Source organism: Sphingomonas glacialis (assembly GCF_014653575.1).
Taxonomy (GTDB): domain Bacteria; phylum Pseudomonadota; class Alphaproteobacteria; order Sphingomonadales; family Sphingomonadaceae; genus Sphingomonas; species Sphingomonas glacialis.
On sequence record NZ_BNAQ01000011.1, the window covers coordinates 1 to 24,975 of the forward strand.

Sequence of the window (24,975 nt, forward strand, 5' to 3'; positions counted from 1 at the left end):
CAGTTGAACACGGCGTAGGAGCGCAGCACGCGCCGCATCTCGTCGGTCGTGTCGCCGGTGACGACGGATTCGACGGTCTTGCTGTAGGATTTGTAGAAGATCGCGATCTGCGAGCGTTCGCCCTTGCGGACCTGGCCGCCAAGTGCCTGCGCCTGTTTGTACGTCATCCAGGTGCGCGAGTTGTAGCCGGTCCCCTCCGCACACAGCCACAGCCAGAAGCAATTTATGCCCTTGTAGGGGTCGCCGGTCGCGCGCAGCGGACGGCCGCCAAGGCCGGGGCGCCACGGCTTAACCCAGGGACGCACCCCGGATTCGAGCTTGTCGATGATGGTGTTGGTGATGATGTCGGCAGGCGAGGGCTTGTCGGTGATCTGTGCCACGATCGTTCTCCTGATTGAATTGAGGCAAACCCGCGTGAGCATCCTCCCCTCTGGAAGGGCGGTGCCGGGTCACAAAAAGAGGGGCGACACTTGCGCGAAGTGCCGCCCCCAGTTGCCTCGAAACGTGCAAGCCGGCGTCAGGCCGCTTGGCTGAAATCCTCCTCTTCCTCGTGATCGATCACTGCGTCGTCACCGGAGTCGAGATCGGTATCCTCGTCCTCGTCCGGATCGATGCCGGTTTCGTCATCGACGAAGCTGGAGCGCAGCGGCGTGCGCGCCGCCTTCTCTTGTCCCTCGAAACGCATCGCGTCGGGCAACCAGGCCGTCGCCTTCTCGCGGATTTCGGCTTCGACGATTCCCTGACCGTTGCACAGCGAGGCACAGGTGCCGGCAAGGTCGCCCTTCTTGGCGTCCTTGTAGCGGCCGCGGAGGATCGGGCCTCCGATTTCCTCGAGCGCGTCGAGCATGACGGTCTTCTTCACCCGGCCGAAGAAGTTCTCGGCCGTCGGACGCCACCAATTCTCGACCTGAATGTCGAGGAGGCGACCGAGATGGTCGTGGAAGCCGTTGCTCCGATAGCCCTCGGCGACGTTGAGCGTCGGTTCGAGAGTTCGTGCTATCGAGTATGCAACCCAAGCGCCCCGGGCCTCGTCGTCGAGCGCCCGGAAGGCGTCGAAGCGCGCGGTCATGGTGGGCAGACCCGCCCAGCTCGTGTCGAGCCGTTGGCGCTGGTCGTCGATCGTCTGCGACGCCATCGATCCCTCGTCGCGGAAGGCGAAGATCGGGAAGGCCGCGGCGCTCGACTTCAGGGTCGAGTGGTTCGGGATGTGCGCCTGCTCGAAGACGACATTCTGCGCCATCAGGAAGATAGTCAGGTCGAGTGCTAGTCCCGGGTCGCTGGTAACGTGAGCGGCGAGGATCTGGCGGCGCTGCGTCGCCAGTTCATCGATCAGCGTGGCGCTGAGCTTCGGACCCTGCTCGGCGTCGCCGGCATCGCCGTCCCCGGTTGCGCCGCCCGACTCCTTGGGCGGGGCGTTCGGATCCACGACCGGCTTTTCGCTGAAGAGGCGCGTGTGGACGCGGGGTTCGCCATCGCCCCCAATATAGATGAACGTCCCGATCTGCGCTTTAAGCGCCGGATCGATCTCGTGACGGGCGTCCTCGATCGTCTCCAGTTCGCGCTCGATCGCCTCGATACGCGCGTTCGCCGCCTCGGCTTCGGCGCTGCCGTCGGGCAGTTCCTGCTCGAGCTGGTCGATCAGCGCGTCGTTTTCGGCCGACAGGACTTCGACACGCACGGTCTCGTCCTCGGTGAGGGCGCGGGCGGGTGCGTGATACTCGTGAAGCTGGCGCTCGAGGTCGTAGGGGACGTGCGTCGCCGCGATCGGCGTGACGAACGCGAGGCCCTGGTCTCGCGCCAGTTCGGCCGCTGCGGCTTCGAGCTTCGAGGCGGCAAGCGTCTCGATCAGGTCGACGTCGATCCAGTTCTCATCGCCTTCCGTGGCGAAGAGGTCGCCCTCGATGCGACCGCCAGCGGCGACATAGGATTCGCGACCGACGAAACGGGCCTTGGCGTCGTTCGCCTTGACCGTGCCGTTGAGAATGGCGCGACGGATGTTGTCGGGATTGTCGCTATAGTAGGACGTTTTCATCTGGGCGAACACGCGCGTCTGGCGATCGACGTCGGTGGTGACGGCGTAAGCTTGCGCAACGCCGAGCGTGATCTCGCCGGCTGCGAGCGCCTCGAAGACAGGCGGGGCCAGCTCGGCAAGGCGCACGCGCTGCTCGACGAAGCGGGTGGTCACGCCCTGACGCTTGGCGACGTCCTCGGCGGTCATGCCCTTCTGGATCAGGAAGTTGAACGCGGTGCATTCGTCGGCCGGATTCATCGGCACGCGCTGGAAATTCTCGGCGAGGCTTGCCTCGATCGCGTTGTCGTCGTCGCTCAGCACGAGGACCGGCACGGTGTGGTCAGCGGGGAGGTCGCCCTGCTGGATCAGGAGTTGGAGCGCGCGGAGACGCCGACCGCCCGCCTTCACGGTGAACGTGCCCGCTTTCTTCAGCGGAGTGACGATCAGGTTCTGCAGCAGCCCTTGCGCTGCGATGTTCGCGGCGAGGGTGTCGATCCCTGCGTCACGGTTGGCTTTGCGCACATTGTCCTTCGACAGCGTCAGGTTCTTGACCTTCACGGACTGGATCATCGGTCATACTCCATTCGAGATCAGCGCGCCGTTGTTCGACGGTCACGCGAGCCTGCTCATCAAGCTCAAAAAGCCGAAGGCTCCCTCCCCTCCCTTTGATGATCGGGAAGAGAGCCTCGCTCCGGTCAGGCGGTAATGCGGTCGATCACGGTCGCGGCAGTCGCGACGGGAATGAACATCCGCGTCTTGTACTGGATGATTTCGGTGAAGCATCCGGCCGCCTTCAGCTCGGCCAGTCGCGTGTGCGGCCAGTCGAGCAATTCGAGGCGCTGCTGGCCTGCGACCAGGCTGCGCTTCAGCCGGTACGCACCGAACGCGGTGATCTCCCCACTGCCCATGACGTGCCTGGCGGTCTCGGCATCCGACACCGTGATGGTCGCGGCGATGCCGAAGGCGTCCGCGAGCTTGGTGACGAGCGGGGCGGGGACGATGCGGCCGAGGAAGGACTGGCCGTCATCGGTGTTGAGGCGCCAGACCTGGACGTGATCGTCGGGCAAGCGGTCCCAGACCGGCAGGAGCAGGCCGGTGACGAGGTAGAGCGTGTTGGTGCGGGTCTTGCCCGACATCTCCTCGACCTCGGCCTGCCAGAGCGCGGAAAACTCCGCCTCGCTGGCGTCTTCCCACATCGTTTCGAGAAGAAGATCCTGGCGCATCCGTTCGGTGCGCGTCGGGCGCACCAGCTCGTAGCGGCGCACGATTTCACCATCGTCATCGGTGAGCGAGTAGGTGCTGCACCGGATCGCGGCCTTGCCCGACTTGCGGTTGACGATCGGACGAGCGTCGTCGCCGAGGATCCGCATAGCGCGATCGAGCGCGAGCGGCTTGTAGCGTTCCTCGGTCTCCAAGCGGAGGATCTCGGTCTCGGCGCCGCTGGTCTGGTCGCGGCGGATGACGGTGCGATCGAGGATCGTGATCCGCTCGGCGTTGATGCTCTCGACGCCAAGATCGAGCGTGCCGGCTTCCTTCGCCGCCTCGATCCGTGCCTCGATCAGCCCGAGATACTCGTCGAAGATCGCGTTCTGCATGGCGATGCGCAGCGCCAGGATGCGATTGAGCCAGCGCTGGATCGGGGGCATCTCCTCCTTGAGCCCGCCACCTTCGCCCTCCAACTCGAGGCCGGTCAGCTTTTGGAACTCGTCCAGCGTGGTCGAGCGCAGCTTGCCATTGGCAAGCAGGCGAAACCACTGTTCGAGCGACTCCTTGGCATAGTCGCTTTCGAGGTTGTCGCGCGGGTCGAACAGGCCCTGACCGCCAGTCTGTCGCTGGCCGCGGGTGAGCGCGCCCAGGCTGTCGAGCCGGCGCGCGATCGTCGAGATGAAGCGACGTTCGCCGCGGCAGTCGGTCGACACCGGCCGGAACAGCGGTGCGATCGCCTGATGGGTGCGGTGCGTGCGTCCGAGCCCTTGGATGGCGGCGTCAGCACGCCAGCCCGGCTCGAGGAGGTAGTGATTGCGGCGCGACTGGTTCTCGCACGTCAGGCTCGCATGATAGCTGCGCCCGGTGCCGCCAGCGTCGGAGAAGATCAGGATTTTCTTGGCACCGCGCATGAAGGCGTCGGTTTCGGCCAAGTTGGTACGGGGCGAGCGGCTTTCGACGCGCTGGCGACCGTGCGCGTCCATGATGACGCGACGGCTACGCCCCGTGACCTCGGCGACCGCATCGGTGCCGAAATGCCCGATAATATGGTCGAGCGCGGACCCGACGATGGGTAGTGCACAGAGCTGCTCGAGGAGGTTGTCGCGCATCTCGAGCGCCTCCTGGCTGAAGACGGGGCGGCCGTCTTCGTCCGACATTGGTTCGGAACGGGTTTTGCCGGTCTCGTCGACGAAGGTCTTCATCTGCCGCACCGGGAAGGCGGCCGTGAGGTACGACATGAGGAACTCGCGGGGGGAAAGCTCGATGTCGAGATTGGCGCGTTCTTCGACGGTCAGCGCGGCCAGTGCCCGGTTGAGCATCGCCTCGGACGTCGAGACGAGCTGGATCACCACGCTCTCGCCGCGCGCGAGATCGGCGCGGACCGCGGGAACGAGTGAGGGCAGCTTCATGCCGATCAGGAGTTGGCAGAAGAAACGCTGCTTGGTGGACTCGAAGATCGACAGCGCGGCCGCCTTGGCGCCGCTGTTATAGGTGTCGTTCGAGAAGCTGTCCGTCACGCGGGTCGCGTCCAGCGCCGCGCGCAGGTTGCTGTGGATGATCGCCCACGCATCGGCATAGGCGTCATAGACCTCGATCTGGTCTGGTGTGAGGTTGTGCTGGAGGATATCGTATTCGACACCGGCGAAGCTCAGCGCGCGCGAGACGTAGAGGCCCTGCATTTTCAGGTCGCGCGCGATCAGCTCCAGCGCGGCGATACCGCCCCGGCGCAGGGAGTCGACGAAGGTCCGGCGATCGGCGAACGCCGTGCCCGGACCCCACAAGCCAAGCCGCGTTGCATAGGCAAGATTGTTGACGTCGGATGCACCGGTCGCGGAGACGTAGAGGACGCGGGCGCGCGGGAGGAGGTTCTGGAGACGGACGCCGGCGATGCCCTGGTCGGAGCCTTGTTTGGTGCCGAAGCTGCCTTCGCCACCTGCGACACCGGCCATCTCGTGCGCCTCGTCGAAAACGATCATGCCGTCATAGTCGTCGCCAACCCATTCAAGGATCTGCTGGAGCCGGGTGCCCTTGTCGCCGCGATTGGAGCGCAGCGTCGCATAGGTGAGGAACAGCACGCCCTCGCCAGCACCGATCGGCGTTCCCAGCTTCCACTGGTTGAGATGCTGGATATCGAGTGCGAGACCGCCAACAGCGGTCCAGTCGCGACGCGCATCTTCGAGCAGCGTCTCGGTCTTGGAGACCCAGATGTGTTTTCGGCGTCCGCGCAGCCACTGGTCGAGGATGATCGCGGCAACCTGACGGCCCTTGCCGGCCCCGGTGCCGTCACCGAGGAAGAAGCCGGTCCGGTAGGGACGCCCATCCTCGGACGGTGCGATCGAGAGCCCCTCCTCGACAGGTTTGAACAAGCCGGGGATATCGCGCTCGAACGCGTCGCCGGCATAGATCAGCGTTTCGAGCTGCGCGTCGGAGAGCGTCTTCGCATCGACGACGGCTTGCGGCAGGGTCGGGACATAGATCGGCCGCGGTGCGGTGATCGAGCCCATGGCGATCGATTCCACCAGAGCGGTTGGATGCGCCGATGCGCAGCCGATCGCGATGCGGCTCGGCCGATAGGGCAGGTACACACCGACAGACTCGCCGGTCGGGAGTGGCTCGGCGAACACGGTGTAATCGATCGGCGTCGCGGTCTGCGACCTCGCGGCTTTTGCAGGTGGTGCGTTGAGGCGCGGTTTGCTGGCGAGGCCGCCAAGCAGCGAGCTGCGCCCTGCAGGGCGCGCGAGCAGCGAGGCGATGCGCGGGACAGGCGCGGATACGGGGGAAGCGGCCTTTGCCGCGATCGCCGCGAGCGCCTCGGCGAGCGTCGCGCAGCGGATCAGTTCGGCCGGCGTGCCGGTGCCTTTTTCCAACACCATGATCTTCACGGCCTGGCTGGTGCCGTGCTTGGCATAGGCATTTGCCGGCAGCTCGAAGTGCAACGTGAGGGTGCAACCCTCCGTCGCTTTGGCCCAGGCGCGGCTCGATGTGTCCACGCGATCGGGCAGGATTGCGGCGCAGCGGCCTCCGGTGCCGAGACGCATCAAGGCGGCGCGAAGATGCCGGAACGCTGCCAGCGGGTCGGCGTGGCGACCGATGCTGCGCGAGAAGGGAGGATTGATGAGGACGGCCGTTGGCCGGATCGTTGGTTCGAGTAGATCGTGGATCAGCTCGCCGTCGTGCCGCGTGACAGCAACGCCCGGGAACGCGGCAGCGAGCATCTCAGCGTGCGCCGGATCGATCTCATTGAGGACCAGGCGGGCACCGACGCGGTGCGCGAAGGCGGCGAGTAGGCCTGTCCCGGCAGACGGTTCGAGGACCAGATCCGTGGCCGCGATCCTGCCGGCGAGCGCAGCGAGGTAGGCGATCGGGGCCGGGGTCGAGAATTGCTGAAGCTCGATCTGCTCCTCGCTGCGAACGGTATGCGTCGGCAGGTTGGCGACCAGCTCGGTCAGCGCGGCAAGGCAATCGCCGGGTGTGGACGGCAGGTCGGCCTTCGCCAGGTGCATGACCTCGGCGAGTTCGAGCATGTCGTAAGCGTCGCGTAGCGACCAACGACCGTCGGCCGAGGATCCGCCATAGGCTTGCTCCATGACCCACAGCAGCGTGTCGCGCTGGAGCGAACCGTTCCTGGCGATGGTGTCGGCGACCGCCTTGGCGGCCGTGATCGAGGGTTCGGTGAAGTCGAGTTCGAGAGCTGCGGCTGAGGTTCGCATCGAGGGCTTCCTTCTTGTCGCCCGGTGCTCATCACCGGATCAACAAGCCGAAGGCTCCCTCTCCTCTGAACGCGTTGTGCCCGACGAAACTTCGCTACCGCGAAGCCATCGTCCAAAGCTGGTCGGGACACGTCTGCCGCAGCTAGTCGCGCAGGCCGTCAGGCCTATGGATCGATATCAGGCGGCCAACGCGGCTCGACTTCCTGTCAAACGATCCTTGGGCTTCATCACAACAACCGTCTCGGGCTTCCCGACCCGTCGGCCTAGTTTATCCCGCGCAGGGACTTCCGGAACAACTTCCCGCACTTCGATTGAGTAGCTCGGCATTTTATTCTCGGCTGCGATCTTCTTCAGCTGACTTTTCAACGTGCGGAGCGGCGACGTTGAGCCGATCTTCGCACCCAGCATTTCCAGAGGCATTTCATATTCTTCATCACGACAATAGCAGTGCGCCAATTCATAAAGGCGTCGTTCAATCGAGCCGAGACGAAAATAGTCGTTGTGGTAGTCATAGATACGGCTGTCACGAGAGACCGCGCGGACGAGCCAGTCACAGAGCTGGACGCGGACCGGCATGAGTTGATCGACGCCGCTCGCCGTTTCGCGAGTGGTCGCCTGCGCTTCCGCGAACCAGGAGAAGAAGCCCTTCGTCCCGACGGTTCCAGTTTTGATGTTCGTCCGGATCTGCGTGCCCTGCAAACGACCGAGCGCTTCGATGAAGCGATCGTAATCACGCTTTGATGGGCGTCCAACGCCGGTCGCCCGGAAGAAGTCGTGTGCATTGAAGGTGAAGACGTTCTGTACTTCACCCCCGGTCCGACCAATATGCTGCACCATTAGCGACAGGACGTAGATCAGGACCTCTTTATCCCACATCGTCGCGATACCGCTCGAACTGGGCTTGATCTCGATTTTGACGCCGTCCATCTCGTAGGTCATCGCCTCCATCTGAGGCCGCTTCGCTAACGAGAAGAGTGGAAAGTCCATGATACTCTGCTCGCCACGGACTTTGCCGTGCAGCGGGCTGTCGAGATAGTCGAACAGCTTACCCTGGGTGAGAGCGACTTCTCGCGAATCCATCGTCGGGGCTCCCACCAGCTTCACTTAGCAAAGCCGCTTATAGCGGATCGGCCGCAAACCTGCAGTCGGATAAGCGACCGCGTTATCGATAGCACGAGGATTTGGAGCGATTTAGCCGGTAAATCGGGGTGTGTTTCACATTTCGGTAGGTGCGGGCCACCGCAAACTCGGTCGGGACTCGTGCTATCGGTAACGCCGTGAAAGCCGTTCGAAGACCAGGTGTGCAGTACGAGGTCCAGGCCTTTGAAAAGATGACGAGATCCCGTCATCGTAGTCCGGCTCCCCGGGAAACCAGCCGCGACATCAGGCTCCCGATCGGCGTCGCATCGGTCCCATCGGACATCCCCCGCATGGCGACCGCGCGGCTCGTGTCCTTGAGGCCGTGGAGCGTCCGCCCAAGGTTCAATTCGCCCTTGTCAGCTTTGCTGCTCATTCCGCGAAGATACGCGCCGGGCCGCTGAACCTCGCCGCGCCGGTATTTCTGGATGGTGGCGATGACGGAGGCAGCAGCACCTCGCTGGCCCATGATGCGACAGGCTTCCTTGAACGCGTGATTGCTAATCCCCGACTGGCCCGCAAGCCGCTCCGCGGTGGCGACCACCTCGCCCCACGATCCATCGCGGTAGAGCAGACCGGAACAGAGCTCCGGCGCGATCGACATCATGAATTCCGGGTCAACACCGTGTTTCTCCAGATCGTCGTCGACTGCAGTTTGAGGTTGAGAGGGGAGGGCGTCCCCATCCTCACTACTTCTATTCGCCAAGCCACTACGGTTATCTGCTTTAGCAGATTGGAGTTGGTTTGTAGTTGTAGAGTGGATGTCCTCAGGTCCATCCCAGCATGAACAATCATCCTGATCGCTAACCATATTGGGGACGGCAATCTTGGCCGAAACAGCCTCGGCAAGACGACGCGCACGCTCTTCGATCTGCTCCACACAGGCCGTCAGAAGGCCGGCATCGCGGACGCAGCGCATCTGGTCGGTGGCCATCAACGCCAACGCGAGATCGTCACCCGCCTTCAAATCGTGAAGGTCGGCGTCGAATGCCGTTTGGGCCAGAGCCCTGATATTCCTGCGGGCAGCGGCAAGGCGCTTGCGGAGCACTGTCAGTGCCGCGTCCTCTGCGGCTCCCTTGGCCGCGCGGGCAGCAAATTCTTGAAGCCTGGTCCCGATCGGAGCGAGCACGATGCCGTAGCCCCACGTGATGAAGCCGTCGGCCCCGCGGCGTCCACCACGATGACCGTTCGGACTATCCCGAAAGCTGATCAGACCGAAGGCCTGTGCCTGATTCAAGAGCTTTTGAACCTGTCGGACGGTTACGCCCAGCTTTTGCGCGAGCAGGTCGTTCGACGGCCAAACGACGGGGATTTGTCCACCCTGCCAGTCCTGCGGCTTCGTCCAGGCAAACAGGAGATCGATGACGGAGACCACGCGCAGGGGGACGCCCATATAAGGAGCCGCCCTTTTGAGCGCGGCAAGCGCGTTGGAAGGTGCCATTCCGGTCTCGAGCCCGCAAAACTCATCGACAAGCTTCGTCGCCTTGGCGGCATGCTCGTCAAACCGGCGTAGTCCCCGACCGGGGCTTTGGGCAGCAGCCATTGTTCGTTCTCCCTGGGAGGGGAGCCCGTGCAGACACAGCGACACCGTGGCGCCACGGTCGACGCTTTGGGGTAGCAATATGAAAGGGAGCCAGCTAAGTGAGGGTTCTCACATCCGCCCTAGCAGGCGTCCCGAAAAGCCCGGCCTCGTGCCGGGTTTTTCATGTCCGCACAGCGTCCCCCTTGATCGTTGTGGCGCCCGCCCGGGTGGACGGCGGCGGTCAGCGTCGAGCCGATCCACAACGTCGATTGTTAAGCATCGCTGGCGGGCCGGTCGTGCGCGATGAATCGTGCTATCGGTAACGGGACGGGCAATAATCACGTGCTATCGGTAACGAAGCGTCGATCTTCGCTCGTGCTATCGATAACGCCGTGCCGCCGAGACACGTGCTATCGATAACGCCGTCGCGCTCTCGCTCGTGCTTTCGGTAACGGCGTGAGAATCGGGCGATTCGGCAGCCTCACGTAACATGTAGCGCAGAAGCAGGGCGTCCTCCTCAGCGCCGGGCAGGCGTGGCGGGGCAATGGCATTTAAGTTAGCGAGGGATTGCAGGTTCGGGCTCGAAATTGGCTGACGCCGTCTGTCCAAGCGGTAGATCGAACGAGACCTTTTCAGTCGTTCGATATGTCACTGATGACCAAAAGAACGGAGTCTAGTGTGAGCCGTAGAAAATCGTCAGCCCGATCGCCGATCCTGTATTCGGGACTCCGCGATTTGAAGATCGAGCCACTGCTCCGAAGCAGCAAGAAGGGGAGCGAGCGTGCCGACGATCAGGCGGCGTCCGTCCTCGGGATCCGTTTGTCTGACTATGTATCCAAGCGCCTCGAGATGCTCGATGTGGCGCAAAGCGGTGGTCGTCGAGCCTCCGCTAAGCTTACAAAGCTGGGACACAGCGATGCGGCGCCGCTCGCATGTGGCCACGTAAAGCTCCAGGATCATGTCCCAGCTCGGATCATAGAAGCGGACCCCGTTGAAGTGGGTCGCCCGCCGACGCCGGCCGACCAACACCGCCCTGGCCTCGGCAAGCCTGCGCTCGGACAGCTCTCTCGCGTCTGGCGGCATAGACAGCAAAGTGTCCTCGATCGCCTTGCGCGGCAGCCGCACGACGACGTCAATCAGGTCGTCTCTTTCAAATGCTGAACCCATAATCGTCTTGATCCGTTTCGGATGTATGGCTCGGCGTCGCGGGGCAGGCGGAACGTGCCAAGCGCAAGGGCTCCAAGCGCGAGATAAGCATAGATCCCGAGCCCGGTATGATAGGCGAAGAGCGGGATTCCAGGCAGCAATGCGCCGAGAGCGCTCATGAACAGATCGCCGAGCGCAAAACCTGCCGCCCAGATCGGCCAGAAGCGGGTCGTGGTAATGCCCAGCCAGTAGAACCCGAGAGCAACCCCGAAGTCGATGGACATGATGATCACGTCGGCCGGCGCAAGGCGGGCTACGTCGTTTAAACGAAGAACCGACGACACCATAGAGGCAACAACATTGATTGCTGCCCCGCAGCGCTCAGGTCGACCGCCCCGGAAGAAAGCAAAACTGCAGATACCCACGAGAGTGGAATTGAACAGTAATGCCAAAAATATCCCGAGCGACATCGATTCTCCGTTCAGACAATTTACGCTGCCTCCAAGGCCATCTCGGTCAGCGTAGCCGTCGTCGGCTTCGGCGTGCCTTCGCCCCAGTTTGTCTCGGTGAGACCAAGTTGTCGGCCAACCCGCTCAACGGCCAGATGCGCTCGCATAGCCATATGGTCTTGGCCCTCAACCAACGACGCGAGCGCTGCAACGGTTGCCTTCACCGTCCGCTGCGTCATTGCAGGCGAAAGGCTATGCACCTCCGTCGCGTCGAGTGTCGTCAGAAGAAACTGAGCAGTGTCGCGCGTGGCGAGGTTGATCGACCGCTCCGCCTTGCGGAGCTCATCCGCGATTACCCGGCTCGTATTGGAAAGTCCTTGCATTACGGCTCCCTTGGACGACCAGCGCCCATCATAGTGGTTTCAGCCCGAGCAGAAGGAGCAGCGTAACGATCGCCATGCCGGCCGCAGTCAGGCCCAAGGGGGTCACGATCGAGATGATCGCGGTCCAGAAGGCAACCTGCTTCCAGGTGAGCATATTCGCTGCCGCCCCAGCGGTCGGCAACGGGAGGGGAAGCGGGAAAGTTGATGGCGCGGAAGGTAGGTCGTTTGCAGGGGGTAAAGGCTCTACCCCTCCGTCGTACTCCGCCAGGAGCCGCGCGGCATCGAAACGGGTCGGCACACCGAGGATATTATTGGCCTTTAACAGCTGCTTATCGACCGCCCGGTGGCTGCTACCCGTGGCCGCCGCGATCTCCTTCGAGTTGCGGTTCTGAAGCACAAGACGGAGATAAGACCGTTGCCGATCGGTCAGGCGGGCAATGCGATCAGGTGCGCTTACATCGGGCGTCGGGGTTGGGGGCGTCTGTTCGGCAGGACGTCTGCCCGGTTCGTTGGTCAGCATGCTCTCGAAAATACTCGCGACGCGGAATGATTCGGCTCCAGATCAGGGATAACTCCTGACGGGCTCTGTCGATCAAATTGACATCGCGAATGAGTTGAGTCGGCGCGCGAACGCGGCGAACAGGTCACGTTCGAGTGCCCACGACGCGTCGCCGAGTTCTAAATTTCGAAGCAGGGCGAAACCATGCGCACCTCGGCGATCGGCAGCGGCCGCCACTCAGCATGAGTGATAGCCCTAGTGAACGGACGGAAATTTGCCGAGAGTTGCGGCTGTGTCGTTCAAGCGTGAAGCCCAGAAGGAAAGGATCTGTCCCTCGGCAGGGCGATCTTCGGCTGTATGCGCCGCAAATTCGGACAGGGTGCGGGCGAGTTCGGCGCCTGTAATCACGCGTTCGCGTTCCAGTATCGTGGCCAGAAGAGCCAGCCAGTCACCATGTGCCTGCACCAGCGCTTCGACCTGAAGCATTCCCGAACCACTTCCGGAGAAACCCTTTGAAGGGCTTTGATGCCGGCGGAACCTCGTAAGCAAACTTTTGATCAAGGACATGGCGCGCGTTCCATCAACCGCCCGTAGCCGGGACGGTTGAACACGCGGGAACACTGGTAACCACGCCCCACGTATTCCCCGCACCGACAAGCGGTAGCAAGGTCTTGTATTTCGCGGGCCGCCCGACGGAAATCGGGGACCCAGCATTCGACCGCACATGCGGGCCAAGGATGGTGTTCAAGCCATGCCCAAGCCCGACCGCTATGGCACAAGGCTCAGGCGAAAACACGCTGTCATTGCAAATCCAAGCAGACCCCAGCATCCTGGAAGTAGGCGTCGCGCTCGTTGCCGGATCGATCTGCCGCATGGCGGGCGGCGCGGGAGCTCGCCCGGACGATCGTAGTGTCGATCGCCTCCGTGGGGGGAGGTCATCAACAACGATCGGCATTGCTCGCGCGGTGCGCGTCCACAGGTGTGCCACGTGGCACACCTCAAGCGAGGATCCTCACCCGCGAGGGCAGAGACGCTGGCACGGTGGCTTAGTCGGCGCAAATGCGCCGATGGAGCCTTGCCCGGTAGGGTCGCGCCCGATCATCGGCAAAAGAGTATGTTTCTCACAAGCCGGCAGCGGCGACTGCTACCGCGAAGATCCGGATACTTGGGGGGATCGGCTGAGTTCGGGAAGGTGCGATGGTCGCCGCGTACCGATGGAAACGATCGCACCGCCCAGGATCAACGAGCGCGGATCGCTGTAACCTCCGCCACGGAACCGCGCATCCTCATGGCAAAGTCGACCCGCTGTCCGACTTTCACGGTCTTGAGCAGTGCCGGTGGGATTGCCGTGAACGCCATCGTCATCGCAGGCCAGCTCAGTGCCGCGATCGGCCCATGCTTGATCGTCACTTTGGCCGCCTTGAGATCGATCGCAGTCACGACGCCACTGCCACGCCCGACCTTCACGGCCCCCTTCATCGGCATGCCCTGAATAAAAGCGCCCGCCTGCGCCGATGCTGTGGTCGTCGTGAGGCTGGCGAGGACGGCGAGTGCCAACAGGGTCTTCTTCATAGCGTATTCCTTTGCAGCGGTGGGACTGGGGTCGAAGGGTAAGGGGAACGCCGGGAGCGCCGCAGCAGCAGGAACGCTGCCGGCAGTACCAGCATCGAGAGCAACGGTGCGGTGAGCATGCCTCCGATCATAGGAGCCGCGATCCGGCTCATCACTTCAGAGCCGGTGCCTGTACCGATCAGGATCGGAAACAGGCCAGCCAGGATCACCGCGACGGTCATCGCCTTGGGCCGGACACGAAGGAGGGCGCCTTCGCGCACGGCAGCCTCGACCTCGGCATCGTCCGGCACCGGGCCCCGGGCATCCAGCGCATGCTTGAGGTAGATCAGCATCACCACGCCGAACTCCGCTGAGACACCGGCGAGCGCAATGAACCCGACACCGGTCGCGACCGATTGGTTGTAGCCGAGCAGATAGAGCAGCCATAGACCGCCGGTGAGCGCGAACGGGAGCGTGCCCATCACCAGCGCGGCTTCATCGAGCCGGCGAAAGGTCGCGTAGAGCAGCAGGAAGATGATGACCAAGGTCGCCGGAACGACGATCTTCAATCGCTCGACCGCGCGCTGCAGATACTCGAACTGGCCGGTATAGGTGACACTGACGCCGGGCGGCAGTTTCACCTTGGCGGCGATCGCGTTTTGCAGATCACGAACGATGGTGGTGAGCGGCGCGCCGCGTCCATCGATGTAGATCCACGTCACCGGTCGGCCGTTCTCGCTGCGCAGCATCGGCGGTCCATCGGTGATGCGAACGTCGGCGACGGTGCCGAGCGTGATCTGCTGCCCTGCCGGCGTCAGTACGGCCAGGTTTCGCAAGCCATCGATGCTGTCGCGCAGCTCGCGCGGGTAGCGCACGCTGATCGGATAACGCGCCAGTCCCTCGACGGTCTGGCCGATCGTCTCTCCGCCGATCGCGCCCGACACGATCGACTGCACGTCGGCGACGTTGAGACCATAGCGTGCCGCAGCGACCCGGTTGGTATCAACATCGATATACCGCCCGCCGGTGAGCCGTTCGGCGAGCGCAGACCCCACCCCCGGCACGGTCTTCGCGACCTGTTCGATCTCGCGCGCGGCCGCGTCGATCTCGGCGAGGTTCGCGCCTGCCACCTTGATCCCGATCGGACTCTTGATGCCGGTCGACAGCATCTCGATCCGATTACGGATGGGCGGAATCCAGAAATTGGCGAGGCCCGGCACCTTTACCGCGTTGTCGAGCTGATCGATCAATTTGTCCTGCGTCATGCCCGCGCGCCACTGATCCTTGGGCTTGAAGCGGATCGTGGTCTCGAACATTTCGAGCGGGGCAGGGTCGGTCGCGGTGTCGGCGCGGCCGGCCTTGCCGAACACGCTTTCCACCTCGGGTACGGTTTTGATGAGCCGGTCGGTAAGCTGGAGAAGCTGGCCGGCCTTGGCGGTGGAAATGCCGGGAAGCGCGGAAGGCATGTAGAGCAGGTCGCCTTCGTTCATCTGCGGGATGAACTCGCCGCCTAGCTGGCTGATCGGCCAAAGGCTGGTCGCAAACACGAGGCCGGCGATGACCAGCGCCTGTTTCGGCCGCGCCAATACCCAGTCGAGCGCGGGACGGTAGATGCGGGTGAAGACGCGATTGATCGGGTTGGCATTCTCGGACGGGATGCGACCGCGGATCAGCAACCCCATCAGCACCGGGATCAGCGTGATCGACAGGATAGCTGCACCCGCCATCGCATAGGTCTTGGTGAAGGCGAGGGGCGCGAAGAGCCGCCCCTCTTGCCCCTGAAGCGAGAAGATCGGCACGAACGAGAAGGTGATTATGAGCAGGCTGAGGAACAGCGCCGGGCCGACCTCGACCGCCGCGGCGGTGATCACGCGCCAGCGCTCGGCACCCGCCAATGTCTCGTCTGGATGATCGTGCGCCCAATGCTCGAGATGTTTGTGCGCGTTTTCGATCATGACGACGGCCGCATCGACCATTGCGCCGATGGCGATGGCGATGCCGCCCAGCGAGAGGATATTGGCGTTCAGTCCCTGCACGCGCATCGCAATGAAGGCGATGAGGATACCGAGCGGCAGAGTGAGGATGGCGACCAGCGCCGAACGGACGTGCCAGAGGAACAGCGCGCAGACGAGCGCCACGACGATGAACTCCTCGATCAGCTTGCCGCGCAGATTGTCGACCGCGCGATCGATCAGGCCCGACCGGTCATAGGTGGTGACGACCTCCACGCCGGGTGGCAGGCTTTTCTTCAATTCGTCCAACCGGGTACGAACCCCGTCGATCACCTCGCGCGCGTTCTTGCCCTGACGCATCACGATGACGCCGCCTGCAACCTCGCCCTCGCCGTTGAGCTCGGCCAACCCGCGCCGCATTTCCGGACCGATCTGAATTGTAGCGACGTCGCCGAGTGTCACGGGCACGCCGCCAACCGTCTTGAGCGGCACGCTGCGGAAATCGTCGAGTGTCTTCAGATAGCCGGTCGCGCGGACGATATATTCGGCCTCGGCCATCTCGAGGACCGATCCGCCGCTCTCCTGATTGCCGCGCTTCAGTGCCTCGGTCACCGCCTCGTGGGTGATGCCGTAAGCGGCCAATTTCTGCGGATCGAGGACGACCTGATACTCTTTCACCATGCCGCCGATGCTCGCGACCTCGGCGACCCCCGGCACGGTCTTCAATTCGTAGCGCAGGAACCAGTCTTGGATGCTGCGGAGCTGTGCGAGGTCATGACGCCCGGTTCGGTCGACCAGCGCATATTCATAGACCCAGCCCACCCCGGTAGCATCCGGGCCGAGCGATGCCTTTGCACCCTCGGGCAGGCGGCTTTGCACCTGGCTCAGATATTCGAGGACCCGGCTGCGCGCCCAATAGAGATCGGTCGCGTCGTCGAACAGGACATAGACGAAGCTGTCACCGACGAACGAATAGCCGCGCACCACGCGCGCGCCCGGCACGGACAGCATCGTGGTCGCGAGCGGATACGTGACCTGGTTCTCGACAATCTGCGGAGCCTGGCCCGGATAGGTGGTGCGGATGATGACCTGAACGTCGGACAGGTCGGGCAGCGCATCGACCGCGGTCGAGCGCAACGCGCCCACCCCGACGATGATCAGCGCGAGGGCTGCGAGCAGGACGAGGACGCGCGCCTTGACGGACGCCTCGATGATCCGCGCGATCAATTCGTGTCCCCCGTGATCGGGCGCGCGGCGATGCCGGTCAGGCTCGCCTCGCTGTCGAGCAGGAACTGGCCCGATGCGACGACCTTCTCCCCTGCCGCCAGTCCTGCGAGGATTTCGGTCTGACCGCTCGCCTCGCGCCCGATACGGACTTCGGCCGGTCGGAAACGACCCTTGCCGTCGGCGAGCATGACGAGCGTGCGCTTGCCGGTGCGGATTACGGCTTCGGTCGGCACCAGCAGCGCGGTGTCGGATGTCCCGCCTAGATGGACGGTCGCGAACATGCCGGGGCGCAGGCGACCACCCGGGTTACGCAGCTCGATCCGTACCGTCAGTGTTCGGCTGTCCGCCTGCGTCGTCGGCAAGATGGCAATGACGCGGCCGGTGAAACGCTCACCGGGGAACCCCGCCAGATCGGCCGTCGCCGTCTGCCCGACTTGGACAGCGCTCGCGCGCACTTCCGGCACCGCAGCGTTCAACCAGACCGTGCCGAGGCCGTTGACTTGCGCGAGCGTCTGGCCGGGTGCGAGCGTAACCCCGGCGCGGGCATCGAGTGTCTGGATAACGCCCCCGATTGGGCTCCGGATGGTGGTCATCCCACGCCCGCCCGCCACGCCGCCCGGAATGCCGATCAGTCGAAGACGCTGGCGTGCGGCAGCGATCAACGACGGGTCGCCGGTTTTGCGCACCGCTTCATATTCGTTCTGTGCGCCACCTAATTCGGGGACCAACACGTCGGCGATTGGCGCCCCGGCGCGGATTATGTCGCCCGGTGCGCGGCCATAGACCCGCTGGATGAACCCTGTGGCGCGTGACTGGATGACCGCGACATCGCGCTGGTTGAAGTCGATCGCGCCGGTCACATCAAGCGTGCCGGCCAACGTACCGGTGGTCGCGGTCGCCAGCCGGATGCCGAGGCTCTGCATTGCCGACGGGTCGACCGTGACACCTGGCTTTGCCGTCTGTCCGCTAGTTGCGTCGGCATATTTGGGAATCGTCTTCATCCCCATTGACGACAGGGAATCCGGATTGTCGTAATGCTCCTGCGGCACCATCGGGTCGTAATAATAGAGCGGCTTGCGAGGGGTGGCCGGAGTCCCGGCGGCAGGTGCCCCATTTCGCGAGCCGGCCAGATAATAGCCTCCAGCGCCCGCGACGAGGGCGACAGCGGCAAGCGTCGCAGCGAGCTGCGACCGTTGAAGTGACGTGAGGGTCATTGGTCGGCGCTCCCGAACAGGAGAATGAGCCGCGCGCCATCCGCGGCGACGGTTGCCTCGCGATCGAGCGTGGTGAGGATCGCGTCGGCAAGTGCGGCGTGTGCGTCGGCGATGTCGGTGAGGGTGGCGCGCCCGGCGCTGTAACTGCCGGTCTCGAGCGTCACCCGCTGCTCGGCGAGCGGCTGCAGCACGTCTCGCGCGCGCGACCATTGCGCGTGGTGCATCGCGTGATCGGCAAGACCCGTTTCGAGATCGGCGGTCAGCTCGCGCAAACTGGCATCTGCGCCGGCGCGCGCCATGTTAGCGTCGGCAGCGCGGGCCGCGATCAACGGTTCCTGACGCCACTTTTTGAACAACGGCAGGCCGATCGTGACCCCGGCAGACACGTAATCGCCGAATCGGGGATCGCGGCGTTGATAGGATAAATCGACGCCGAAATCCGGACGCCGTTCGGCCTCGGCGACGCGGAGGTCGGCATCCGCGCGACCGATGGTGGCACCCGCCAAAACCAGCGTCGGATGCTGGCGAAGCGATGCGCGCAGGCGCGCCGGCTCTACCGTGAAGTCCGGGATAGGACCTGCGATGCCGGGGTCGGCTTCGCCCGTCCAGCGCGTGAGGTCCGCGCGCGCGCGGCCGACCATCGACACCAGCTCGTCGCGCCGGTCCTGTAATTTCGCAAGGGCTTCGCGCCCGGCGAGCACCTGCGCTGGCCGCGACGCCCCCGACGCAACCGCACCGGGCGACGCTTTGACGAAGCGCTCGAGCCGTTGGAGCACCGTGTCGAGCGCCGTAAGTCGCTGCCGAGCATAAGCGAGACTGATCCAGGCAAGTGCGGCTTGAACCTTGACGATGCGGGCCTCCACGCCGGTCTCTGCGTCGGCGACGCCAATGTCCGCCTCGGCGCGACCACGTTGCGCGCGCCGCTTGGCGAGATTGGGGATGTCCTGCGATACACCGATGCGCGCCCAGGTGAAGTTATCGCGCTGCGGCTCGAACGCGAGCGGTCCGGAGATCGGAAAGCTGTCGATCCCGAGCGCGAGCTTGGGATCGGGCAATTGCCCCGCGGCGCTTCGCGCCGATCGCGTAGCGTCGGCACCGAGCGACTTCGCCTTGATCGACGGCGCATCGGTTGCAGCTTTTTGGAGCGCCGCGTCGAAGGTCAGCGGTCCGGCAATCGCCGGCATACTGACCGACGCGAGCGCGAGCCATACCAGCGCGCGCGACGCGCGGCGGCGTAAGGGGGTTCGCATGTCGTCATGTCCTGATCCTTGAGTTCACATCGCGTCGTACCCGGCGCATGCGCGCCGGGTCGCGTGACGGGCACGCGCGCGGACTTGAAATCAGATCAGGGTCGAAGGCGGTTCTGGTTCCGGAGCGGTCGAACGGCCCCGCAAGGCTGCGAAGATACCGATCTGCTCATCACGATCGGAGCGGGCCACAACTTGGAGAACCATCGATGCGTCGGACAGCATCATCGGCCCGCCCGACGCCATCATTGCGATGCAGCCGGCCAAGCCGCACTTGCACGGCTTATGGGCTGTGTCCTTCTCCATCGCTGACTTGCAATCCGGCATGGATGCCATGTCGCTCGTTGCCATCACTGCCATGTCCATCGCACCTGCCGGGGCGGCAAGCGCCTGGGCCGGCTGCTGCACAGCAAGTCCGACCATCACGCCGATCAGCATCAGGAAAAGAAATAGGCGCTTCACATGCACTTTCTGCGGGGCGCCTCTGAACCTGTCAATCGGCCGAGTCTTCTTGGTGGGATCATCGATTGGTTACATGACGAAATCAAAACCCGCCCTGTCAGGGGTAGAGGGATAACAGGGCGGGGTGGGCACCCGTTACTGGGGGCGCTTGCCGTGCTTGCGGAGCCAACCCTGTAGCTCAGCAATATCCTTTTCCTGCTTCGTGATCGTCATCTGCGCCATCTGCTTTATCTCAGGGTCTTTGGCGTCGCGGACTGCGACGCGAGACATGGCGACGGCACCGCGATGATGCTCGATCATTTTGCGCGTCCACATTTCGGCCGCGTCACCCTGCTTTGCAGCCATCATCTTCTGACGCATGTCCATTTCAGATTGAGCGTAAGGGTTGCCAGCCATCATCTTCGACATGTCGTCATGGTTCATGCCGGCCATCTGGCCGTGATCCATCCCCTGCATCCCGCCCTGCTGGGCAAGCGCCGGGGTGGCGATGACCGCCAAGGCAGCAAATATCGGTGCAAATCGCATGTTCGTCTCCTCTGTTATCTAAAGGTTCTACGCGCGCGCGGCGCGTACCCCTCACACGTCGGCAACGGCTCTATTTCCGCTATGTCCTTCGTCATCAGAACCAGATTCTCACGCCCGCCACGAAGCTCGTCGTAGACGGGTCTTTGCCCTCGGCGCGTGTGAAGTCTGCGGTGCGCCCGGTCTGCGCGACGTAGGAGACGCCGACATAGGGCGCGAACTGCCGCCTGAGTTCATAGCGAAGGCGAAGCCCTATCTCGGCGTCCGTGAGCCCCGCACCAAGCCGGTTTTCGGGCACGTCCTGCGCCGCCAAGTTCAATTCGACGCGCGGCTGTAGGATGAGCCGCTGGGTGATGCGCTGGTCGTAATAGCCCTCAAGGCGGCCTAGCAAATCGCCCTTGGTTGATAGGAACAACGCGCCTTCGACCTCGAACATATAGGGGGACAGGCCCTCGAACCCGACCGTTGCGTAAGTCCGATTGGGTGAAGGCTGGAAGTCATGGCGGACGCCCGCCTGTAGATTGAAATAGGGGCCGACTGCCCGGCTATAGAGCGCCTGCACCTCGGCGCTCTCGACGCCTTCGCGGAACCCGCCTTCACCTTCGCTTTTTAGCCAGACGCGATTGATGTCACCGCCAAACCACGCCTCGCCATCCCAACGATAACCGTCGCGACCCTGACGCGCCTGATATTCGGCAAGATTGAAAAGCACCTGGGAAAAGGGCTTGCCGCCGGAGTCGACCATCATGTCGTGCCGCGCCTTCGCCATCTCGGCCGGGGCGAACTGGCGATCGGCATAATGGTCCATAGGCGGAGCGGGAGCCGGTGCATTCCCAGCAGCTAAAGCGGTGCCGGTCTGCTGCATTCCGGGCATTGTCATGCCCGGCATCGTGGCCATGCCCGACATGCCGGGCATGACCTGGCTACCATGCTGATCGGCCGGCATGGTCATACCGGGCATCGACTGCATACCCGCCATCGGCTGCTGCGCGCCCTGGGCGGCCGGTTGACCGTTCGCAGGCATCTGCATCCCCGGCATGGATTGCATGTCCTGATGCGCGCCCTGCGCCGGCTGTGGGCTACTTCCGGACATATCCATTCCCGGCATCGAGGAGTGGTCCATGCCCTCCATACCCTTCATGCCCGCCATCGGCGCGGCTGAATGCTTTGCGGGCATTTTTCGCTTGGCGGGCGATAGCCTCGCCTTAGCCGGCCGCTTGGCCTTGGCCGCTGGTTTGGCGGCGGGCTTCTTCTTGGCAGGCATCGACATGCCCGGCATGTTCATGCCCTGCATCGATTGCGCCGCGACCGGGGCCGTGATGGACAGCATGGCTGTGGCCGCGAATATGGAAGCGAACCGCGTCATACGGCTTCTCCACGCGGACGGACGCTCACCGTTCGCATCATTCCGGCGTGCATGTGGTAGAGAAGATGGCAGTGGAACGCCCAATCGCCGACGGCATCGGCGGTGAAATCCCACGTCACTTTGCCCCCCGGTTGAACGATGACAGTGTGCTTGCGCGGCGCATGATCGCCGTGCCCTGTCACCAGCTCAAAAAAGTGGCCGTGGATATGGATCGGGTGCCCCATCATGCTGTCGTTGATAAGATTGATCCGCACGCGTTCGCCTTCGAGGAAGGGGATGGGCTCCATCTTGTCAGACATCTTCACGCCGTCGAACGACCACATGAAGCGTTCCATGTTGCCGGTCAGATGAATGTCGAGACTACGCTCGGGCGCGCGCACGTCGGGGTTGCGCGTTAAGGCCATCAAATCCCGATAGACGAGCACTTTGTGCCCGACATTCTCCAAGCCCTGGCCGGGTTCGCCGGTACGGTCCATCGGCATCGGCGAAATCGTCTGAACGCCCGGTCCTTTCTTGACCTGGGGCGCTTTCGAAAAGTCTCGCATCTTCATTGAGCCCATGTCCATCGCGCCCGTGCCGCCCTGGTGGCCGCCCATCGCGCTATGGTCCATGCCAGCCATGCCACCCGCGCTGCCGCCACTTGCCATCGCACCCGGGCTCATGCCGGTGTGATCCATGCCCGGCATCGCGCTACCGCCCGGCGTCATCCCGCTCATCGCCATCGCGCCTGCGGCCATGCCGGCACCGGGCGTCGTGAGTTTGGCGGACGGGTTCTTTTCGGCTGTAGAATCAGCTCCGCGCATCTTCGACATGTCACCGTTGGACATGTCCATGCCCTCCATGCCGCCCATCGCCGACATATCCATGCCCATGTCTTCCATGGTCGCGAGCGGGCGTGGTCGAAGTGCTGGCACCTCGGCCGCCATACCGGCGCGCGGGGCAAGCGTTGCCCGCGCGAGACCCGATCGATCGATCGCCTCGCCGACGAGCGTGTAGGCTCGATCATCGCTGGGCGTGACGATCGCGTCGTAGGTTTCGGCGACGCCGATCTGAAATTCGTCCACCTCCACGGGCATGACATTCTGCCCGTCCGCCTGGACGATGGTGAGCTTCAAACCTGGGATGCGGACATTAAAGGTCGTCATCGATGATGCGTTGATGACGCGCAGCCGCACGCGCTGGCCGGGTGTAAAGAGCGCGGTCCAGTTGTCGCGCGGGCCATGCCCGTTGACGAGGTACGTGTAGGCGGGGCCGGTCGCGTCGGAGATATCGGTGGGGTCCATCCGCATCTTGCCCCAATCGATGCGGTCTTTGGACCGCTGATCCTTGCCCGACAGCAGGCCGGCAAGCGTCTGGCGCTGATAATTGAAGTGGCCAGGATCGACCTTCATATCGCGGTAGATGGCTTCGGGGCTGAGCTGGCTATGGTCCGAAAGCACGATGACGTGCTCGCGATCGGATTGCACCGGATCGGTACTGGCCGGGTCGATCACGATCGGGCCGTAATGCCCAAGCTGCTCCTGAAGACCTGAGTGGCTGTGATACCAATAGGTGCCGTTCTGTTTGATTGGGAACTCGTAGAGGAAGCTCGACCGCGCCTTGATACCGGGGAATGAGATGCCCGGCACGCCGTCGAACTGCGGGGGAACGAGCAGCCCATGCCAGTGGATCGAGCTGTCCTCGTCAAGGTCGTTGATGACGTGGAGCCGGACGTTCTGCCCCTCGCGCAACCGGATCAACGGCGCGGGCACGGTGCCGTTGATCCCGATCGCCCTGGATGCCCGGCCGTCGATCATCATTGTCTGGCGCGCGATCCGGAGCGTTATGTCGTTGCCGGTGACGGTCGGCAGGGGCGTGGTAAGCCCGGCCGAATTGGTCTGCGCCCAGGCCGGCATGTAAGCCGACAACGCGAGTCCGCCGCCTGCAAGGGCGGCACCGCGTAGCATCTGGCGGCGGTCGATTATGCGGCTCATGCGATCCTCAAGGCTATCGAATGGGACTGGCCCTCTAGCCTTGATACGCGGTGCGTCGTGCTACCCCTCAACGATCGCCTAATCTCTCCAACAGCTTCGCCCGCGCGCGATAAAGCCGCGTTTCCACGGCCTTCTCGCTGATCGACAACACCGCAGCGGTTTCCGCCTGGCTCAAGCCCTCGATCGTCCGCAACACCAGCGGCTCCTTCAACGCAGCGGGGAGGGCGGCGATGGCGCGCGTCACCCGGTCCAGCTCCTGCCGATCGCTGGCGGCGTCGTCGATCGGCACCTGATCGTCTGTAACCGCCTCGGCCTCGATACCGACCGGGATCGCGAATGAGAGGAAGCGGCGCACGGTCCGCTTGCGTCCCCAATCACGGCATTTGTTGATCGCGATCGTGGAAAGCCACGCGCGCATCGACCGATTGCCATCGTAGCGCGGCATGGCCTGATGGGCGGCGACGAAGGTCTCCTGCGACAGGTCCAGCGCCTCGTCGGCTTCACCGACGCAGGCGCGGATTATCCGGAAAATCGGCTGCCGATGGCGACGCATGATCTCGGCAAAGGCGGCTTCCCGCCCCGCGATGCTGAGCGTCGCAAGCTCGGCTTCGGTGAGCGAGGTCCAGTCGAGGCTCAACGCTTATCATCGGTGAGCGCCTTCACCACCGCCTGATCGAACTGCCCGGTCTGGTTGGGCCGGAGAAGCTGCCGCATGGCGAATATATGCGCGAGCGTAGCCTTCTGAAGCTCGCCCATGACAGCGTGGCTCCGATCGACTGCCGCGACAACGCGCGGTCCGTTGCCGTGTTCGACTTCGATAGCCTCCGCGAGACGGGCGTTGTCGGCCCGCAACTCCAGCTCAAAGGCGCGGCGTTGGACCGCGAAGCGCTGTTCCAACACGTGGAGACGTGCCTGCTGATCTGCGTCCAGCGCCAGCTTATGATGCAGCACCTCGTGCAGCTCCGCGCCGGGCTGCACCGGCGAGGGGAGAAGTGCCCGCCCGATGAAGACACCGCCGACCGCCGCAATAAAGCAGGCGATCACGCACAATATCAGCCGGATGCGACCGCTCATGGCGCGCCGGCGAGCAAGACCGACGGGGCGAGCGGCGACATTGGCCCGAGTGGCGAGAGCGCCGACACCGCCCCGGCCTCTCTGGCCGGAAAGCCTGCGCCAAAGACGCCCATGATTAGCGCCGCGGCGATCGTCATCGCGCCGATACCCATGCCGGCTCGCGCCGCTGGCCGTGCGGCGATGCGCGCAAGCACCTTGGCTTCCATCCCGTCGAGGCTGGCGGGCACGGGAGCGTGCGCCACCATCGTCAACACTGCGTCGAGGTCATCCATGTCGTTCACTCCACCTCTCTAGCATAGGTTACGCGAGCCTCAGCCCAATCCC

General features: G+C 63.8%; 21 protein-coding genes. All 21 read right to left on the bottom strand.

Annotated features, from left to right (window positions below; genetic code table 11):
* Positions 1-422 (bottom strand): ArdC-like ssDNA-binding domain-containing protein (locus tag IE187_RS19735; protein WP_438810940.1); only part of this gene is annotated, 422 nt, incomplete at its 3' end.
* 95 nt (positions 423-517) lie between these two features.
* Positions 518-2,581 carry a ParB/RepB/Spo0J family partition protein gene (locus IE187_RS19740; protein WP_189677723.1) on the bottom strand — a complete coding sequence of 688 codons (2,064 nt, stop codon included), beginning with the start codon at positions 2,579-2,581 and terminating at the stop codon, positions 518-520.
* A 125-nt stretch (positions 2,582-2,706) separates the two neighbouring features.
* Positions 2,707-6,927 (bottom strand): strawberry notch-like NTP hydrolase domain-containing protein, encoded by a 4,221-nt coding sequence (locus IE187_RS19745; RefSeq protein WP_189677724.1) that lies wholly within the window; start codon positions 6,925-6,927, stop codon positions 2,707-2,709.
* Positions 6,928-7,104: 177 nt separating this feature from the next.
* Positions 7,105-8,007, bottom strand: a complete 903-nt coding sequence (locus IE187_RS19750; protein WP_133192380.1) for a replication initiator protein A — start codon at positions 8,005-8,007, stop codon at positions 7,105-7,107.
* A gap of 265 nt (positions 8,008-8,272) precedes the next feature.
* Complete coding sequence (gene repC, locus IE187_RS19755) at positions 8,273-9,607, bottom strand: plasmid replication protein RepC (RefSeq protein WP_189677725.1); 1,335 nt, start codon at positions 9,605-9,607, stop codon at positions 8,273-8,275.
* A 675-nt stretch (positions 9,608-10,282) separates the two neighbouring features.
* Positions 10,283-10,753, bottom strand: a complete 471-nt coding sequence (locus IE187_RS19760) for a MarR family transcriptional regulator (protein ID WP_189677726.1) — start codon at positions 10,751-10,753, stop codon at positions 10,283-10,285.
* Entirely contained in the window at positions 10,723-11,202 is a 480-nt protein-coding gene (locus IE187_RS19765) for a hypothetical protein (RefSeq protein ID WP_189677727.1), read from the bottom strand. The genes IE187_RS19760 and IE187_RS19765 overlap by 31 nt, the downstream gene beginning before the upstream one ends.
* 20 nt (positions 11,203-11,222) lie before the next feature.
* The gene (locus IE187_RS19770) at positions 11,223-11,564 is read right to left on the bottom strand and encodes a hypothetical protein (RefSeq protein ID WP_189677728.1); all 342 of its coding nucleotides are present in this window, start codon (positions 11,562-11,564) and stop codon (positions 11,223-11,225) included.
* Between the two features lie 28 nt (positions 11,565-11,592).
* Positions 11,593-12,084 carry a helix-turn-helix domain-containing protein gene (locus IE187_RS19775; protein WP_189677729.1) on the bottom strand — a complete coding sequence of 164 codons (492 nt, stop codon included), beginning with the start codon at positions 12,082-12,084 and terminating at the stop codon, positions 11,593-11,595.
* Positions 12,085-12,318: 234 nt separating this feature from the next.
* Entirely contained in the window at positions 12,319-12,630 is a 312-nt protein-coding gene (locus tag IE187_RS19780; protein WP_229839580.1) for a hypothetical protein, read from the bottom strand.
* A gap of 672 nt (positions 12,631-13,302) precedes the next feature.
* Entirely contained in the window at positions 13,303-13,635 is a 333-nt protein-coding gene (locus IE187_RS19785; protein ID WP_189677730.1) for a copper-binding protein, read from the bottom strand.
* Complete coding sequence (locus IE187_RS19790) at positions 13,632-16,793, bottom strand: efflux RND transporter permease subunit (protein ID WP_189677731.1); 3,162 nt, start codon at positions 16,791-16,793, stop codon at positions 13,632-13,634. Before IE187_RS19790 ends, IE187_RS19785 begins: the two co-directional genes overlap by 4 nt.
* On the bottom strand, positions 16,790-18,007 hold the full coding sequence (locus tag IE187_RS19795) for an efflux RND transporter periplasmic adaptor subunit (RefSeq protein WP_189677732.1): 1,218 nt from the start codon (positions 18,005-18,007) through the stop codon (positions 16,790-16,792). The genes IE187_RS19790 and IE187_RS19795 overlap by 4 nt, the downstream gene beginning before the upstream one ends.
* A complete protein-coding gene (locus tag IE187_RS19800) occupies positions 18,004-19,257 on the bottom strand; it encodes a TolC family protein (protein WP_189677733.1) in 1,254 nt (417 codons plus the stop codon). Before IE187_RS19800 ends, IE187_RS19795 begins: the two co-directional genes overlap by 4 nt.
* A 90-nt stretch (positions 19,258-19,347) precedes the next feature.
* Positions 19,348-19,716: a hypothetical protein gene (locus IE187_RS19805; protein ID WP_189677734.1), complete on the bottom strand. Its 369-nt coding sequence runs from the start codon at positions 19,714-19,716 to the stop codon at positions 19,348-19,350.
* A gap of 135 nt (positions 19,717-19,851) precedes the next feature.
* A complete protein-coding gene (locus IE187_RS19810; protein WP_189677735.1) occupies positions 19,852-20,241 on the bottom strand; it encodes a DUF305 domain-containing protein in 390 nt (129 codons plus the stop codon).
* 94 nt (positions 20,242-20,335) lie between these two features.
* On the bottom strand, positions 20,336-21,604 hold the full coding sequence (locus IE187_RS19815; RefSeq protein WP_189677736.1) for a copper resistance protein B: 1,269 nt from the start codon (positions 21,602-21,604) through the stop codon (positions 20,336-20,338).
* Positions 21,601-23,577, bottom strand: coding sequence for a copper resistance system multicopper oxidase (locus tag IE187_RS19820; protein ID WP_189677737.1), 1,977 nt, complete (start codon positions 23,575-23,577; stop codon positions 21,601-21,603). The genes IE187_RS19815 and IE187_RS19820 overlap by 4 nt, the downstream gene beginning before the upstream one ends.
* A 67-nt stretch (positions 23,578-23,644) precedes the next feature.
* Positions 23,645-24,214 (bottom strand): RNA polymerase sigma factor, encoded by a 570-nt coding sequence (locus IE187_RS19825; protein ID WP_189677738.1) that lies wholly within the window; start codon positions 24,212-24,214, stop codon positions 23,645-23,647.
* Entirely contained in the window at positions 24,211-24,651 is a 441-nt protein-coding gene (locus tag IE187_RS19830; protein ID WP_189677739.1) for a periplasmic heavy metal sensor, read from the bottom strand. Before IE187_RS19830 ends, IE187_RS19825 begins: the two co-directional genes overlap by 4 nt.
* Positions 24,648-24,923: a hypothetical protein gene (locus IE187_RS19835; RefSeq protein WP_189677740.1), complete on the bottom strand. Its 276-nt coding sequence runs from the start codon at positions 24,921-24,923 to the stop codon at positions 24,648-24,650. The genes IE187_RS19830 and IE187_RS19835 overlap by 4 nt, the downstream gene beginning before the upstream one ends.
* Positions 24,924-24,975: the final 52 nt, after the last annotated feature.